Origin of the sequence: Massilia phyllosphaerae (genome assembly GCF_034659755.1) — a bacterium.
Lineage (GTDB): Bacteria > Pseudomonadota > Gammaproteobacteria > Burkholderiales > Burkholderiaceae_D > Telluria > Telluria phyllosphaerae.
Genome location: NZ_JAXSQX010000006.1, coordinates 372,891 through 388,917, shown reverse-complemented (window position 1 = coordinate 388,917; position 16,027 = coordinate 372,891). Strand labels below are relative to the sequence as shown.

The following is a 16,027-nucleotide window of genomic DNA, read 5'->3' as shown; positions in this document are numbered from 1 at the left end:
GGTATACCACAGAGAACCAAGCGAACTGAACCATTTAATTAGCTCAATAGGGTTGACTGTAATTGAGCCACCCATTATTATTGAGCCATCTACCCAAGTGAGGCAGAAAGGAACAAAAATGAAAACGGTCTACTACGGACGTATCTCCACCACTGAAGGCCAGACCAGCGCCAGCCAGATCGAAGACGCAGCGAAACAAGGCGTCGATGCCAAGCACGTACACATTGACGAAGGCGTAAGCGGCTACCACATCGCCCCGATGGATCGCACCGAATGGAAGCGGGTAATGGACAAGCTGTCCGATGGTGGCGTGCTCTACATCCGCTGGACCGACCGTATCAGCCGTCGCTATGACGAACTGAGCCGCGTCATGACGGAGCTGATGGGCATGGGCGTCAAGGTAATCTGCACCCTGAACGGCATGGTGTTCGATGGCACCGCCACTGATGCAACCCAAAAGGCAATCCGGGATTCCCTCCTGGCCTTCATGGCGGCACAGGGGGAAGCTGACTACCTGAACCGGAAAGAGATGCAGAAACGCGGCATCGACATCAAGAAGGCGGCAGGCGGGTACAAGGGACGTGCTAAGACACTGGACCCAGCTACGGTGAAAGCTTGGCGTGCGGAGAATGGTAAGAGCATCGCGGAGACTGCCGAGCACTTTGAAGTTTCAGTTGCCACCGTCAAACGCTACTGTCAGGTTGAGAAATGAAAGCAGGCACGCAGTCACGCCATGCCCGCTTGACGCACTTAATTAGCTGCGTGGGCGCTTAATCCACTCCAAAAGCAAGCGATACACCCGGTCTGCAACAAACAGTCCTGCAACGATAGCTGCCCCATGCCAGTGCTGCTCATACAGCGCCAGCACGGTAGCTACTTTCATCAACTCCGTTGCGAAGGAGTCAGGCTGATTGTCGCGCTTCATGTAGCACTTGACCTAGGTGCATTATTCACATACGATCCCATCCAAGGTATAGCACAATAAAATTGTTGTGGTAAGTACCTGAACCACATCCAAGCCTCACTTGGATTTCCTTCAATCACTTTCATATTGTTCCTTTGTGAAAGTCGTTTGATTACGGAGCGGGAAATGGTTGGCGGACCATTCCCGCATTCCGCCCCACCTCCTATCTGTCTGCGATAGCTGTGTTGCGTAAGACAGATCATAAACGATCTGATCTACGAATTTTCGTGGTGACTTGCAATTTTTCTGCGTGTGCCATATTGACATCTGCTGAACTCATTCACCCTACGGTTAGAAGTGATAGTGAGCGCTTGCTTAATGTTCTAGAGCGTGTCGTAAATGTCTCGCATATCGATACATGTGTGTAACGCAATAGGAGGCCCGTGGCGGCCTTAATTGCTTTAAGGCTACCCAGGCGCTCTGGTGACTTCGGGCATCGTATAAGACACAGACGGTTAGGCAACTACGAAGCGACAGGAGCCGTTTTGAGCCGTCTTCCAGCGCGAATGACCTTTCCCCTCCCGGCTCTCCCCAAGCCGCTTACCGATATTTCTGGCGGTTTGGCGACCCATCGAAAACGAAGTCGGTAGCGGTTAAACCAGCCCCCCGCCCTCCGATGGTTTTTCAAAACTGGTCGAGGTGTCCAGCAGACAGGGAATCGGAAATTTAAAAATTTCAAAAAATTGACAAACGAAAAGATTCCTGGGAGAATCACGAGCATGGTAGCGAACTACTCGGGCATCCTATTGCCTGAAATTCCTGAAAGGAAACAGATCAACAATTTTTGAAGGAGGATTCAAATGTCTACGCTTTCGATGCAACTCCCGTGTTACACCATCCAAGACGCTGGTACGCTGCTCAGCTATTCCCGATCCACGATCAACCGACTTGTACGGGATGGCGTACTGTCCAAGTTCAGTATGGGAGCAAACTCTGTTCGGATTACCGGAGACAGCTTGCGGGCATTTCTCAGCAAACAAATGGCGGGTAGCCAGATGGGTAGCTAGACCTTGATGAAACTCGAAAAGACGATCCACTTTCATAGTATGGCGAAGAAAAAATGAAGATTGCAACTTGGAACGTCAACTCGCTGAAGGTACGCCTGCCGCACCTGCTGCAGTGGCTCTCCACCTCCCCTGTCGATGTGCTGTGCATCCAGGAGACCAAGCTCACCGACGACAAATTCCCGGTCGCCGAGATCAACGCCGCCGGCTACCAGGTCGTGTTCAGCGGCCAGAAGACCTATAACGGCGTCGCCATCCTGTCGCGCCACCCGATCGCCGACGTGGTGCGCAACAACCCGCATTATCCGGACGAGCAGCAGCGCCTGATCGCCGCCACCATCGAGGGCGTGCGCTTCATCTGCGCCTATGTGCCGAACGGCCAGGCGGTCGGCTCCGACAAGTACGAGTACAAGATGGGATGGCTGGCCGCGCTGCGCGAGTGGGTGCGCGAAGAAATGGCGGCGCACCCGCAGTTCGCGATCCTGGGCGACTACAACATCGCGCCCGAAGACCGTGACGTGCACGACCCGGAAGCCTGGGCCGGCCAGATCCACTGCTCGCCCGCCGAACGCGAGGCGCTGCTGGCCCTGAACGGCCTGGGCCTGACGGACGCCTTCCGCCTGTTCGAGCAGCCGGACAAGCAGTACAGCTGGTGGGATTACCGCCAGATGGCGTTCCGCCGCAACCGCGGCCTGCGCATCGACCATATCCTGCTGTCGGCGCCGCTGGCGCAGCGCTGCACGGCATGCGTCATCGACCGCGAGCCGCGCAAGTGGGAGCAGCCGTCCGATCACACGCCGGTGATTGCTACGCTGGCGTAAGCCCCAGCAGCGCGGCCGCCGCGGTCTCCCCCGCCGGCCGCGCAAACAGGTAACCCTGCGCATACTGGCAGCCGCTGCCCTGCAGCAGCGCCAGCTGGCCTTCGGTCTCCACCCCTTCCGCCACCACCGCCATCTGCAGGCTGCCGGCCAGCGCCATGATGGCGGCGACGATCGCCTGGTCTTCGCTGCTGGTCTCGAGTTCGCGCACGAAGGCGCGGTCGATCTTGATCTTGCGGACCGGGAAGCGCTTCAGGTAGGCCAGGCTCGAATAGCCGGTGCCGAAATCGTCGATCGACAGGCGGATGCCCATGCGGAAGATCTGGCCCAGCGTCTCCAGCGTCTGGCCGCTGTGCTGCATGAGCGCGGTTTCCGTGATCTCGAATTCGAGCAGGCCGGGGTCGATGCCGGTCTCCTCGACGATGGTACGGATCGATTCGACCAGGCCGCGGTGCATGAACTGGCGCGCCGACAGGTTAATCGCCAGCGGCAGAGGACGCAGGCCGGCGCGCTGCCAGGCCACCGCCTGTTCGCAGGCGCGCCGGATCACCCACTCGCCGACCGCCACGATGGCGCCGTTTTCCTCGAGGATCGGAATGAACTCGTCGGGCGCCACCAGGCCGCGCTGCGGATGGTGCCAGCGCAGCAGCACTTCCAGCGCCTGCGGCGCACGGTCGGCGACGGTGACGATGGGCTGGAACAGCAGCGCGAACTCGTCGCGCGCAAGGGCGCCGCGCAGCTCCGTCTCGAGTTCGAAATGGCGCTCGGCGGCATCCATGCAGCCCGAATAGAACTGGTAGTTGTTGCGGCCGGCCGCCTTGGCCTGGTACATCGCGGCATCGGCCTTGCGCATCAGGCTGTCGACGTCGGTGCCGTCGTCCGGGTACATGCAGATGCCGATCGAGGTCGAGATGTGCAGGCCGCGGCCCTCGAAGGCCACCGGCTCGGCCAGCGCGTCGATGATCTTGTCCCCGACCAGCGTGCATTCCTCGGCCGCGCGCACGCCCGACACCAGCACCACGAACTCGTCGCCGCCGAGGCGCGCCACGGTATCGCTGGCGCGCACCACGCGGCACAGGCGCTGCGCGACTTCGCACAGCAGGTGGTCGCCGGTGGCGTGGCCGAGCGAATCGTTGATTGTTTTAAAACGGTCGAGGTCGAGGAACATCAGCGCCAGCCGGCGCCCGTCGCGCCGTGCCGCCAGCAGCGCGCGGTCGAGGCGCTCGGCCAGCAGCGCGCGGTTGGGCAGCCCGGTCAGGGCATCGTGGTAGGCCATGTGGTGCACCCGCGCCTCGGCCTGGCGCCGCTCGACGATCTCGGCCTGCAGCTCGGCGGTGCGCTCCTGCACCCGCACCTCGAGTTCGTCGCGCGCCCGGCGCAGCGCCTCCGCCGCTTCGTGCTGGGCGGTGACATCGTCGATCAGCCAGACGCTGCGCCCGTGCGGCTGCGCCAGGTCGAACGGCCGGCCCGACAGCCGCGCCCAGAACAGGCTGCCGTCGCGCCGCACCAGCTGGTGCTCGGAGGTGTGCACGCGCCCGCTGCGGAAGTCGGCGTCGACCCGGACCCGTGCCGCCGCCCAGGCCTGGGAATCGGGATACAGATCGCTCACCCACTGGTCGGCGATGGCGCCGTCAGCGCAGCCGAACAGCTCGCCCATCTTGGGGTTGCAGCGCAGCGTACGGCCGTGCTCGACCACGGCCACGCCCAGCACCGCATTGTCGAGGATGGCCTGGTTTTCCATCAGCGCGTTGCGCAGCGATGCCTCGGCCAGCTTGCGGCTGGTGCGGTCCTCGATCATCCAGATCATCGTGCCCTGCGCCAGCTCGCCCACGTTGGCCGGATAACCGATGATACCGACCCACATCGGCGTGCCGTCCTTGCGCACCATCGTCTGCTCGCAGCCGAACCGGCGGCCTTCCGCCAGCACCTCGTAGGCGTGCTGGCCCAGGGCCAGGAAGGCGTCGTCGTCGGTGAACATCAGGCGCGTCGAGCGGCCCAGCACTTCGGCTTCGCCGTAGCCGAACATCGCCGCGAAGCAGCCGTTGCAGCGGGTGATCACGCGGTCGCGTGTGAAGAAGATGCCGACGGTGGCATTGGTCATGATCGCCTGGACCTCGGTCAAGGCCTGGCGCTCCGCCGTGACGTCTTCCACAATCCAGACGGTGCCGGCCTCGCGCGCGCGCACGTCGACCGCCTTGGCGCGGATACGGCACCACAGCAGCGAGCCGTCGCGGTGGCGCAACTGGAGCTCGCCCTCGTACAAGCCGCCGGCGCTGAGCACCGCCACCGCCGCATCGACGAAAGTCCGGTACTGGTCCGGTGCGGCGAACGCGGTGACGGGATCGACGCCGGTCAGTTCCTCGGCACTGTAGCCGAGCATCGCCGCCATGCGCGGATTGCAGGACTTGACCAGGTGCGGCAGCGTGACGACGATGCCGACCGGCGCATGCTCCAGCACCGTGGCCTGGCGCAGCACCGTGCCGCGCAGGTCGGCATCGGCTTCGCTGCGCGAGGGTGGACCGAAGACGAAGGTGGCACCTTCGCCGCACGCCGCCGGCAGCGGCTTGGCACGCACCTCGAGCGCCCGGCCCGGCAGCGCGGTACCAGCGGCCAGCACGACTTCCCAGCGCCCTTCGCGCGCCAGGGTCCGGCTGGAGGCGATCGCCAGTGCGGCCGGCGCCGTGAGCGCGTCCATGTCCAGCAACTCGGATAGCAAGCGCCCTTCGAGCGGCCCGCCGGCCAGTTCCGCCATGGCTGGGTTGGCCGCCCGGACCACGCCCTGCGCGTCGCACGCGCACGCAGGCGCGGCAATCAGCGCCAATGCCTCGGCCACGAAGGCCGCCTTGCTCGTTACACGATCCATCCCAGGTTTCCATGCTGGAGGCCCAGTGTCGGAACCCCTCTTGTATGGGATGCATCATAACCGACTGTGCGGCAATTATTTACTAAAAAGCAAATAAATGTTGCCACGCGATGTAAAGTGACAACGGTTGATTGCAAACGCTATCAAAATGCATCGCAGGGGACACGCACCCAGCCTTCCATCAACACCCGCGCGCTGCGGCTCATCTCGGCCTTGGTCACCACCCAGTCGCCGTCGACCTGGCGCGCCTCGGCACCCACGCGCAGGGTGCCGGACGGGTGGCCGAAGCGCACAGCTTCATGCGCGCGCCCGCCCGCGGCCAGGCTGACCAGGGTGCCGGGGATCGCCGCCGCGGTAGCGATCGAGACCGCCGCCGTGCCCATCATCGCGTGGTGCAGCTTGCCCATCGAGAGCGCCCGCACCAGCAGGTCGACGTCGTCGGCCTTGACCTGCTTGCCGCTGGAGGCCACGTAGTCGGCCGCGGGCGCGACGAAGGCGATCTTGGGCGTGTGCTGGCGCCGCGCAGCCTGCTCCAGGTGCTCGATCAGGCCCATGCGCATGGCACCGTAGGCGCGGATCAGCTCGAACATCGCCAGCGCCTTGGGATCGCCATTGATAGCGTCCTGCAGTTCGGTGCCGGTGTAGCCGATGTCCGCGGCATTCACGAAGATGGTCGGGATGCCGGCATTGATCATCGTGGCCTTGAGCGTGCCGACGCCGGGCACCTCGAGATCGTCGACCAGGTTCCGGGTCGGGAACATGGCGCCGCCGCCGCCCTCGCCGTTACCTTCCGCCTCGGCCGCCGGGTCCATGAACTCGATGCGCACCTCGGCCGCCGGGAAGGTCACGCCGTCCAGCTCGAAGTCGCCGGTTTCCTGCACCTGCCCATTGCTGACGGGGACGTGGGCGACGATGGTCTTATTGATGTTGGCCTGCCAGATGCGCACCGTGACCATGCCGTCCTGCGGGATGCGCGCCGGGTCGATGAAGCCGTTGCTGATGGCGTAGGGACCGATCGCCGCCGACAGGTTGCCGCAGTTGCCGCTCCAGTCGACGAAAGGCTTGTCGATCGCGACCTGGCCGAACAGGTAATCGACGTCGTGGCCCGGACGCGTACTCTTCGCGACGATCACGGTCTTGCTGGTGCTGGAGGTGGCGCCGCCCATGCCGTCGATCTGCTTGGCATAGGGGTCGGGGCTGCCGATCACGCGCAGCAGGAAGTTGTCGCGTGCCGCGCCGGGGACCTGGGCGGATTCGGGGAGGTCCTGCAGGCGGAAGAAGACGCCTTTGCTGGTGCCGCCGCGCATGTAGACGGCGGGGATCTTGATTTGGGGTGGGTGGCTCATAAGTGTTGTCCTTCGCACGTCGCCCCTGCGAAGGCAGGGCCCCAAGTTGCGCGCATATCGGCGGCTCGTAAAACTTGGGCCCCTGCCTGCGCAGGGGCGACGTTCATATGTTATCGCTTCAAACTGGCGCTACGTAAGATCAAGCCGCCACCTTCGTCGATGCCAAAAAGTCCTGCGCAAACCGCTGCAGCACCCCGCCCGCCTCGTAGATCGACACTTCCTCGGCCGTATCCAGGCGGCAGGTCACCGGCACCTCGACCGTTTGGCCGTTCTTCCGGCGAATGACCAGGCTCAGGATCGCACGCGGGGTGCGCTGCCCCACCACGTCGAAGGTCTCGGTGCCGTCGATTCCCAGGGTCAGGCGCGTGGTGCCCGGCTGGAACTCGAGCGGCAGCACGCCCATGCCGACCAGGTTGGTCCGGTGGATGCGCTCGAAGCCCTCGGCCACGATCGCTTCCACGCCCGCCAGGCGCACGCCCTTGGCCGCCCAGTCGCGCGACGAGCCCTGGCCGTAGTCGGCGCCGGCGATCACGATCAGCGGCTGCTTGCGCGCCATGTAGGTCTCGATCGCCTCCCACATGCGCGTCACGCTGCCTTCCGGCTCGATGCGCGCCAGCGACCCGGCACGCACGTTGCCGAAGTCGTCGCGCACCATCTCGTTCTTCAGGGTCGGATTGGCGAAGGTCGCGCGCTGCGCCGTCAGGTGGTCGCCGCGGTGGGTCGCGTAGGAATTGAAGTCTTCCTCCGGCAAGCCCATCTTGTGCAGGTATTCGCCGGCCGCGCTGTCCATCATGATGGCGTTGGAGGGCGACAAATGGTCGGTGGTGATGTTATCGCCCAGCACCGCCAGCGGCCGCATGCCCTGCAGGGTGCGCACGCCGGCCAGCGCGCCTTCCCAGTACGGCGGCCGGCGGATGTAGGTACTCGTCGGGCGCCAGTCGTACAGCGGCGACACCGCCTCCTCGGTACTTTCCTGGCGCGCGAACATCACGTCGTACACGTTGCGGAACTGCTGCGGCTTGACCGCCTGCGCCACCACGGCGTCGATCTCTTCGTCGCTCGGCCAGATCGAGGCCAGCGTGACCGGCCTACCGTCCGGGTCGACGCCCAGCACGTCCTTCTCGATGTCGAATCGGATAGTGCCGGCGATCGCATACGCCACCACCAGCGCCGGCGAGGCCAGGAAGGCCTGCTTGGCATACGGGTGGATGCGGCCGTCGAAGTTGCGGTTGCCCGACAGGACCGCGGTCGCGTACAAATCGCGCGCGATGATTTCCTGCTGGATGACCGGGTCGAGCGCGCCCGACATGCCGTTGCAGGTGGTGCAGGCAAAGGCGACGATGCCGAAGCCGAGCTGTTCCAGTTCCGGCAGCAGCCCCGCTTCCTCGAGGTACAGCGCCACCGCCTTGGAGCCCGGCGCCAGCGAGGACTTGACCCAGGGCTTGCGCAGCAGCCCGGCCTTGTTGGCGTTACGCGCCAGCAGGCCGGCGGCCACCATGTTGCGCGGGTTATTGGTGTTGGTGCAGCTGGTGATGGCGGCGATGATCACGGCGCCGTCCGGCATGCGGCCCGGCTCGTTTTCCACGACGCCGGCAATGCCGCGCGCCGCCAGTTCCGAAGTCGGCACGCGCTTGTGCGGATTCGACGGCCCGGCGATGTTGCGCACCACGGTCGACAAATCGAATTGCAGCACGCGTTCGTACTCGACGTTCGCCAGCGTGTCGGACCACAGCCCGGTTTCCTTTGCATACAGCTCGACCAGCTTCACCAGCTCGTCGTCGCGGCCGGTGAGCTTGAGGTAGTTGATGGTCTGCTCGTCGATCGAGAACATGGCCGCGGTGGCGCCGTATTCCGGCGCCATGTTGGAGATCGTCGCGCGGTCGCCCAGCGTCAGGCTGGCGGCGCCTGCGCCGTAGAATTCCAGGTAGGCGGAGACGACTTTCGCGGCGCGCAGGAACTCGGTCAGCGCCAGCACGACGTCGGTCGCGCTGATGCCCGGCTGTACCTTGCCGGTCAGCTCGACGCCGACGATGTCCGGCAGGCGCATGTACGAGGCGCGGCCCAGCATCACGCTCTCGGCTTCGAGGCCGCCGACGCCGATCGCGATGACGCCCAGCGCATCGACCATCGGCGTGTGCGAATCGGTGCCGACCAGCGTGTCCGGAAAGGCCACGCCATCGCGCACCTGCACCACGGGGCTCATGCGCTCCAGGTTGATCTGGTGCAGGATGCCGTTCCCGGGCGGGATCACGTCGACGTTCTGGAAAGCCTTCTTGGTCCACTCGATGAAGTCGAAGCGGTCTTCGTTGCGGCGGTCCTCGATGGCGCGGTTCTTGGCAAAGGCACCCGGATCGAAGCCGCCGCACTCCACCGCCAGCGAGTGGTCGACCACCAGCTGGGTCGGCACCACCGGGTTGACCAGGCGCGGATCGCCGCCCTGCAGGGCGATGGCGTCGCGCAGGCCGGCCAGGTCGACCAGCGCCGTCTGGCCGAGGATGTCGTGGCACACCACGCGCGCCGGGAACCAGGGGAAATCGAGGTCGCGCTTGCGCTCGATGAGCTGCTGCAGCGACGGCACCAGGGCTTGCGGCTCGCAGCGGCGCACCAGGTTTTCGGCCAGGACGCGCGAGGTGTAGGGAAGCTTGTCCCAGGCGCCTGGCTGGATCTCGTCGACGGCGCTTCTGGCGTCGAAGTAATGCAGGTTGGTGCCGTGCAAGGGTTTGCGGTAGTTGCTGTTCATGATGATTGATTCTCTTGTTAGCGCCAGACCCGTTGTAAGCGGTGGGCACGTCGCCCCTGCGAAGGCAGGAGTCCAATTTTCATGCGCTGACGTAACGCGCCGAACTTGGGCCCCTGCCTCCGCAGGGGCGACGGCTTCACGGGCGCAGTATTGCTTGGATGCTCCCTTATCTCAGCTTACTTCCGCTCCCCCAGCGGCACAAACGTCAAATCCTCCGGCCCCACATAATTCGCGCTCGGCCGGATGATCTTGTTATCGATGCGCTGCTCGATGACGTGCGCCGACCAGCCCGAGGTCCGCGCAATCACGAACAGCGGCGTGAACATCGCCGTCGGCACGCCCATCATGTGGTACGACACGGCCGAGAACCAGTCCAGGTTCGGGAACATCTTCTTGACTTCCCACATCACCGATTCCAGGCGTTCCGCGATATCGAACATCTTCATCGAACCGCCGCCCTGCGACAAGTTGCGCGCCACTTCCTTGATCACCTTGTTGCGCGGATCGGAAATCGTGTACACCGGGTGGCCGAAGCCGATCACGACTTCCTTGTTGGCGACGCGGTTGCGGATGTCGGCCTCGGCTTCGTCGGCATTCTCGTAGCGCTTCTGGATATCGAACGCGGCTTCGTTGGCGCCGCCGTGCTTCGGGCCGCGCAGCGCGCCGATGGCGCCGGTGATGGCCGAGTGGATGTCGGAGCCCGTGCCGGCGATCACGCGCGCGGTGAAGGTCGAGGCGTTGAACTCGTGCTCGGCGTACAGGATCAGCGAGGTGTGCATCGCCCTGACCCAGTCGGCCGGCGGCTTGAAGCCGTGCAGCAGGTGCAGGAAGTGGCCACCGATCGAATCGTCATCTAGCTCGACCTCGATGCGGCGGCCGGCGTGGCTGAAGTGGTACCAGTACAGCAGCATCGAGCCGAACGAGGCCATCAAGCGGTCGGCGATGTCGCGCGCCCCGGCGATGCTGTGGTCATCCTTTTCGGGCAGCACGCAGCCCAGGGTCGAGACGCCGGTGCGCATCACGTCCATCGGATGGGCGCCGGCCGGCAGCGCTTCCAGCGCCGACTTGACCGCCTGCGGCAGGCCGCGCAGCGACTTCAGCTTGGCCTTGTAGCCGCGCAGCTCGGCCTCGCTGGGCAGCTTGCCGTGCACCAGCAGGTAGGCGATTTCCTCGAATTCGCAGGCATCGGCCACGTCCAGGATGTCGTAGCCGCGGTAATGCAAATCGTTGCCGGAACGGCCCACCGAGCACAGCGCCGTATTGCCGGCGGCGACGCCGGACAGGGCAACCGATTTCTTCGGCTTGAAAGTTGGCGCGTCGGTCTTGGCTTGTTCAGTCATGTCGTATCTCCGTATTTATTTGGCTTTGTTCTGTGCAAACAGTGCATCGAGTTTCTGCTCGAAGCTGTGATAGTCGATGCGGTCGTAGAGTTCAGCGCGCGTCTGCATGGTGTCGAGCACGTTCTGCTGGGTGCCGTCGCGGCGGATCGCCGTATAGACGTTCTCGGCCGCCTTGTTCATGGCGCGGAAGGCCGACAGCGGATACAGCACGATATCGACGTCGGCGCCCTTCAGTTCCTCGACCGTGAACAGCGGCGTGCTGCCGAACTCCGTGATGTTGGCCAGGATCGGCACCTTGACCGCCTGCTTGAACTGCTTGTACATCGCGAGGCTGGTGATCGCTTCCGGGAAGATCATATCGGCGCCGGCTTCGACGCAGGCGACCGCGCGTTCGACCGCCTTATCGATGCCTTCGACGGCCAGCGCATCGGTACGCGCCATGATCACGAAGTTCTCGTCGGTGCGCGCATCGGCGGCGGCCTTGATGCGGTCGACCATCTCGCCCTGGCTGACGATTTCCTTGTTCGGACGGTGGCCGCAGCGCTTGGCGCCGACCTGGTCTTCGATGTGGCAGGCGCCGGCGCCTGCCTTGATCAGCGAGCGCACGGTGCGCGCCACGTTGAAGGCGGACGCGCCGAAACCGGTATCGACGTCGACCAGCAGCGGCAGGTCGCACACGTCGCTGATGCGGCGCACGTCGATCAGCACGTCTTCCAGGCCCGAGATACCGAGGTCCGGCAAGCCCAGCGAACCGGCAGCGACGCCACCGCCCGACAGGTAGATGGCGCGGTAGCCGGCGCGCTTGGCCAGCAGGGCGTGGTTGGCGTTGATCGCCCCGACTACCTGCAGCGGATGTTCTTCCTGGACGGCGCGGCGGAATGCGGCGCCTGCGGAATGTTGGCTCATTACGTGATCCTTTCGGGTTGGCGATCTGGGAGTATGGACGAGCAATATGCAAGGCGCGTGCCAGTCACGATTCGATGGGAGTAGAGCGGATTTTCAAAGACTTGGCAGCATTCAGGCAAGCACAGGGATTTCGCGCGTGTTTCATAATGTTTCAACATGAAACACCGTTTCGAAAGACGCAACACGTGTAGTGGACTATGAACATTGCATAGTCGTTGACATAGTTCAATAAATTCAACAGACTTTCCTGAACAATATGAAATTAACGGAACCCATGTTCGATATCCGCAAGGCCGGCCTGCTGGCTGCCGTTCTCGTCACCTGCGGCGGCGCTCAAGCCGAGCCGGTCGACGCCAACACGATCAACCGCATCGCCGACGAAGGCTACAACCGCGGCCAGGTTGCCCCCCTCGCCGCCTACCTGAGCGACCAGATCGGCGGCCGCATGACCAACTCGCCCGCGATGCGCAAGGCCGAGAAATGGACCCAGCAGACCTTCAGCGGCTGGGGCCTGCAGAACGTCCACCTCGAAGGCTACGAGTTCGGCCGCGGCTGGTGGATCGAATCGGCAAGCGCCCGCATGGTGACGCCGCGCCCCCTGGCCCTCACCGCGATCCCGGTCGCCTGGACGCCGCCGACCCGCGGCACGCTGAGCGCCCCGATCGTCGTCGCCCCGATCCGCCACGTGCGCGACCTGGCCGCATGGAAAGGCAAGGTGCGCGGCAAGATCGTCCTGATCAGCTACCCGGACGACGCCAAGGACGGCACCAGCGCCCCCTTCAGGCGCTACGACGAGGCCGAACTCGGCAAGCTGTCGACCTACGACCAGCCGCACTTCGATCCGGAGCAGTCGTTCGACCTGTACAAGAAATACTTCGAGCTGGCGCGCGAGATCGACCGCTTCATGGCGGCGGAAGGCGCCCAGGCATTGGTGAAAATGTCTTACCGTAACGGCGGCCTGGTGCAAGGCGAAGGCTATTTCCACGGCAAGGGCGACACCGTCGCGCTGCCGGCCGTCGAAATGGCCGCCGAAGACTACCGCCGGCTGGCGCGCCTGGCAAAAGTCGGCGAGGTCAAGCTCGAGCTGAACAACAACGTCCACTTCGACGACCGCGACACCAAGGCCTACAACGTGCTAGCCGAGATCCCGGGCAGCGATCCGCAGGCCGGCTACGTGATGGCCGGCGCCCACCTCGACAGCTGGGTGGCCGGCGACGGCGCCGCCGACAACGGCGCCGGCTCGGTGGTGGTGATGGAAGCGGCGCGCATCCTGTCGCAGCTGGGCGTGAAACCCAAGCGCACCATCCGCTTCGCCCTGTGGACCGGCGAAGAGCAAGGCCTGCTCGGTTCGCTCGCCTACATCAAGCAGCACATCGCGACCCGCCCCCGCCCCACCAACGCGGCCCAGGCCAAGGTGCCGGAATTCATGTGGGAGACCTATCCGATCACGCCGCTGGCCGGCTTCAACGAGATGACGGCCTACTTCAACCTCGACAACGGCTCGGGCAAGATCCGCGGCATCTACGCCGAAGGCAATTTCGCCGCGATGCCGGTGCTGCGCAACTGGCTGGCGCCGTTTGCCAGTCTGGGGGCCGATAAAGTGGTGGCGAAAAAGACCGGCGGGACCGACCACGAAATGATGGCAGGGATGGGCTTGCCGGCATTCCAGTTCATCCAGGATCCGCTGGATTACGGCAGCCAGGTGCATCACTCGAACCTGGATACCTATGACCACCTGCGTACCGAAGACCTGCGCCAGGCCTCGGTGATCATGGCGACCGTGCTGCTGCAGGCGGCGGAGAGCGAGACGCCGATGCCGCGGAATGTGTTGCCGAAGCAGCCTACGGCGACGGATCCTTTCCGTTATCGGGATCCGGCGAAAGACTGAGAGATGTGACTGGGTGCCTGGGAGACAACTGCACGTCTGTCTCAGGCACGCGGGGGCAGCTTTGTCAAAGGCAGCAATCTGTGGGCTATACGCTCTCCTGTGCTCTGCAGTCGTTGCAGCGGCGTTGGCGGGGCCAGGCGATCGAGGCGGCGCGCGAAGTGACTGACACCGGGCAAATCCACACCGAACAGTTGCTGACGCTGCGGCGTGCTGGCGAAACGTGCGAGGTCGCTCGGCACAGCGCTCGGCTTCGACCTCATCCAGAAATGGCCGTAGGTGTAGATGAGCGACGTGCGGACCCGGTTGGTACGGTTGTCCTCGGCCATGTGCAAGACATGCGTGTTGAACAGCACGGCATCGCCTGCCCGAGGTACGACACGTGCGACAGCGGACGAACTGGCAAGCGTGGCCCGGTGGGGATTGACATGCGCGGGCGGGAAATGCTGGCTCCCCGGAATGAAAGCCAGGCATCCCTGCTCCGGGCTCAGGTCTTCGAAAAAAATATGCAGCTTCACCAGGAAATTCGGCGTATGAGCATGATTTACCCCGAGCACGTTTGCGACGTCGGAATGGAACGGACTGGTAAAGGTAGGCCCCGGGTAGAACAGGCGGGCGATCGTTTCGTTCAGGGCCAGGTCCTCACCCACCGTCATGCGTAGCAGCGGAAAAAGATCGGGCAAGTCGACCAGATCGACGAAAACAGGATCCGCATCGAGGATTGCAGGAAGGTCGACGAAAGGGGCGCCGCGCTGCACGCTTTGCGCAGTTTCTGCGGCATGGCGGTCACGCGCGGCAAAGAATGCGCTACGTACACGCTCAGTCAATGCGGGGCTCAGCAAACCTGGCAAGTGCACGAAGCCCTGGGTATCGAATTGCAGTTTCAGGTCCAGGAGGTTATCCGGGCTATACATGGTCATCGTCGTTGAAGTCAGATAAGTTCAAAGAGGTTCGGAAGGACTAGATGAAGTGCGATGAGCGACCGATGCGCCGACACCGAGCCCGCCCGCCGGCGCCTTGTTGCGGCTGCATTCGTCGTAGAGCGCAGCGTAAGCGGACGCCATCGCATCAATACTGTAGCTGTCTTCCACATGGGCTCGCCCGGCGCTCCCGTGTGCACTGCGTCGTACGGTATCGCTTATGTACAAGCTCAACGCCTCCGCCAGCGCTCGCGCATCATCCGGCTGAACCAGGACGCCCGTCTTGCCTTCCTGTACGAGTCGGGGAATGCCGCCGACGCGGCTGGCAACAACCGGCAGCGCCGTCGCCATTGCTTCCAGAATGGTAACGGGCATTGCCTCTGACACGGAGGGCAGGACGAAGATGGAGAAGGTCCGCAGGATATCGGCGACGTCGGTCCGTACGCCTGGCAGCCAGACCCGGTCGCCCCAGCCTTCGATGGCAACCCTATCCTGCAGTGCCTGCAGCAAGGGGCCGTCGCCGACGATCGCCAGGTGCAGGTCGGACGACGGTGCCGGGAAACGTTGGAGCAGCAGCTGGAAGGCGTCCAGCAGGACGGCGTGGTTCTTGATACGGTCGGCGCGGCCCACGGTGCCGATGCAGATGCGCTGCGGTTGTGCCGCATGCACACCCCGAGCCGGCGTATAGCGCCCGGTATCGACGCCATTGGGGATCATGCAGACCTTGCGCGGCGGGATCTTGACAACTAGACGCAACCAATCGACAAGATCTTCGGAGACAGGAACAAAGGCATCGATGAGGGGACTGAGCAGACGTCGCAACAGGTTGTATTTCCGATGCTGGCCGTCGATTTCGACACTGTCCCGGCCATGTTCGGCGTGGATACGCACCGGAACACCGGAAAGCAGCGCTGTGAGGTTGTATTCAATGGTGCCGATATTATAGGTATGGACAACCGCCGGACGCATACGGCGCAGCAGCTTCCACAGCCTAACATGCGTGCCCAAGCCCTGCCCCGGCGGTTTATGCAGCGCATGCAGGGTTACGCCGGCGGCGCGGATGCTGTCGGCGTAGTCCGTATAGTCCGTCAAGCAGACCACCGCATGCCGATAGCGTTCGGGCGGCATATGCTTGATACATTCGGCCAACACCGTCTGCAATCCGCCGCAGTCAAAACGATAGAGAACGTGCACCACAAGCGGGGTATCGCTCATGCCATGGTCCACTCTGTCGATCGCAC

Annotated in this window: 12 protein-coding genes; 4 read left to right on the top strand and 8 right to left on the bottom strand. The window is 63.8% G+C overall.

Going from position 1 to position 16,027, the window contains the following annotated elements; all coding sequences use genetic code 11:
• Window positions 1-118 precede the first annotated feature (118 nt).
• Window positions 119-712: a recombinase family protein gene (locus tag U1H99_RS22970; protein WP_323144024.1), complete on the top strand. Its 594-nt coding sequence runs from the start codon at window positions 119-121 to the stop codon at window positions 710-712.
• A gap of 42 nt (window positions 713-754) precedes the next feature.
• Here the strand turns inward: U1H99_RS22970 and U1H99_RS22965 are convergent, their stop codons facing one another.
• Window positions 755-925 carry a hypothetical protein gene (locus U1H99_RS22965; protein ID WP_323144023.1) on the bottom strand — a complete coding sequence of 57 codons (171 nt, stop codon included), beginning with the start codon at window positions 923-925 and terminating at the stop codon, window positions 755-757.
• An 839-nt stretch (window positions 926-1,764) separates the two neighbouring features.
• On the opposite strand from U1H99_RS22965, the gene U1H99_RS30170 reads away from it, so the two are divergent.
• Window positions 1,765-1,971 carry a helix-turn-helix domain-containing protein gene (locus tag U1H99_RS30170; RefSeq protein WP_375341639.1) on the top strand — a complete coding sequence of 69 codons (207 nt, stop codon included), beginning with the start codon at window positions 1,765-1,767 and terminating at the stop codon, window positions 1,969-1,971.
• 53 nt (window positions 1,972-2,024) lie between these two features.
• Window positions 2,025-2,789: an exodeoxyribonuclease III gene (xth, locus tag U1H99_RS22960; protein WP_323144022.1), complete on the top strand. Its 765-nt coding sequence runs from the start codon at window positions 2,025-2,027 to the stop codon at window positions 2,787-2,789.
• Here the strand turns inward: xth and U1H99_RS22955 are convergent.
• From U1H99_RS22955 to prpB, 5 genes are all read right to left on the bottom strand, one after another.
• Window positions 2,776-5,649, bottom strand: a complete 2,874-nt coding sequence (locus U1H99_RS22955) for an EAL domain-containing protein (RefSeq protein WP_323144021.1) — start codon at window positions 5,647-5,649, stop codon at window positions 2,776-2,778. The two genes, xth and U1H99_RS22955, sit on opposite strands and share 14 nt — an antisense overlap.
• 143 nt (window positions 5,650-5,792) lie before the next feature.
• The gene (gene prpF / locus U1H99_RS22950; RefSeq protein WP_323144020.1) at window positions 5,793-6,995 is read right to left on the bottom strand and encodes a 2-methylaconitate cis-trans isomerase PrpF; all 1,203 of its coding nucleotides are present in this window, start codon (window positions 6,993-6,995) and stop codon (window positions 5,793-5,795) included.
• A 139-nt stretch (window positions 6,996-7,134) separates the two neighbouring features.
• Window positions 7,135-9,735 (bottom strand): Fe/S-dependent 2-methylisocitrate dehydratase AcnD, encoded by a 2,601-nt coding sequence (gene acnD, locus U1H99_RS22945; protein WP_323144019.1) that lies wholly within the window; start codon window positions 9,733-9,735, stop codon window positions 7,135-7,137.
• 176 nt (window positions 9,736-9,911) lie between these two features.
• A complete protein-coding gene (prpC, locus tag U1H99_RS22940; protein ID WP_323144018.1) occupies window positions 9,912-11,075 on the bottom strand; it encodes a bifunctional 2-methylcitrate synthase/citrate synthase in 1,164 nt (387 codons plus the stop codon).
• Between the two features lie 15 nt (window positions 11,076-11,090).
• The gene (gene prpB / locus U1H99_RS22935) at window positions 11,091-11,981 is read right to left on the bottom strand and encodes a methylisocitrate lyase (protein WP_323144017.1); all 891 of its coding nucleotides are present in this window, start codon (window positions 11,979-11,981) and stop codon (window positions 11,091-11,093) included.
• 274 nt (window positions 11,982-12,255) lie between these two features.
• Between prpB and U1H99_RS22930 the strand changes: the two genes are divergently transcribed.
• Window positions 12,256-13,869 (top strand): M20/M25/M40 family metallo-hydrolase, encoded by a 1,614-nt coding sequence (locus U1H99_RS22930; protein ID WP_323144016.1) that lies wholly within the window; start codon window positions 12,256-12,258, stop codon window positions 13,867-13,869.
• A gap of 41 nt (window positions 13,870-13,910) precedes the next feature.
• Here U1H99_RS22930 and U1H99_RS22925 read toward each other — a convergent pair whose 3' ends face one another.
• Window positions 13,911-14,780, bottom strand: a complete 870-nt coding sequence (locus U1H99_RS22925; RefSeq protein WP_323144015.1) for a phytanoyl-CoA dioxygenase family protein — start codon at window positions 14,778-14,780, stop codon at window positions 13,911-13,913.
• Window positions 14,781-14,807: 27 nt separating this feature from the next.
• Window positions 14,808-16,001 (bottom strand): TIGR03088 family PEP-CTERM/XrtA system glycosyltransferase, encoded by a 1,194-nt coding sequence (locus tag U1H99_RS22920; RefSeq protein WP_323144014.1) that lies wholly within the window; start codon window positions 15,999-16,001, stop codon window positions 14,808-14,810.
• Window positions 16,002-16,027: the final 26 nt, after the last annotated feature.

Bases quoted from the DNA above. Each gene is read 5' to 3' on its own strand.
- U1H99_RS22965 (WP_323144023.1), bottom strand. From the start codon at position 925: ATGAAGCGCGACAATCAGCCTGACTCCTTCGCAACGGAGTTGATGAAA.
- U1H99_RS22930 (WP_323144016.1), top strand. From the start codon at position 12,256: ATGTTCGATATCCGCAAGGCCGGCCTGCTGGCTGCCGTTCTCGTCACC.
- U1H99_RS22925 (WP_323144015.1), bottom strand. From the start codon at position 14,780: ATGTATAGCCCGGATAACCTCCTGGACCTGAAACTGCAATTCGATACC.
- U1H99_RS22970 (WP_323144024.1), top strand. From the start codon at position 119: ATGAAAACGGTCTACTACGGACGTATCTCCACCACTGAAGGCCAGACC.
- acnD (WP_323144019.1), bottom strand. From the start codon at position 9,735: ATGAACAGCAACTACCGCAAACCCTTGCACGGCACCAACCTGCATTAC.
- U1H99_RS30170 (WP_375341639.1), top strand. From the start codon at position 1,765: ATGTCTACGCTTTCGATGCAACTCCCGTGTTACACCATCCAAGACGCT.
- xth (WP_323144022.1), top strand. From the start codon at position 2,025: ATGAAGATTGCAACTTGGAACGTCAACTCGCTGAAGGTACGCCTGCCG.
- prpB (WP_323144017.1), bottom strand. From the start codon at position 11,981: ATGAGCCAACATTCCGCAGGCGCCGCATTCCGCCGCGCCGTCCAGGAA.
- prpC (WP_323144018.1), bottom strand. From the start codon at position 11,075: ATGACTGAACAAGCCAAGACCGACGCGCCAACTTTCAAGCCGAAGAAA.
- U1H99_RS22920 (WP_323144014.1), bottom strand. From the start codon at position 16,001: ATGAGCGATACCCCGCTTGTGGTGCACGTTCTCTATCGTTTTGACTGC.
- prpF (WP_323144020.1), bottom strand. From the start codon at position 6,995: ATGAGCCACCCACCCCAAATCAAGATCCCCGCCGTCTACATGCGCGGC.
- U1H99_RS22955 (WP_323144021.1), bottom strand. From the start codon at position 5,649: ATGGATCGTGTAACGAGCAAGGCGGCCTTCGTGGCCGAGGCATTGGCG.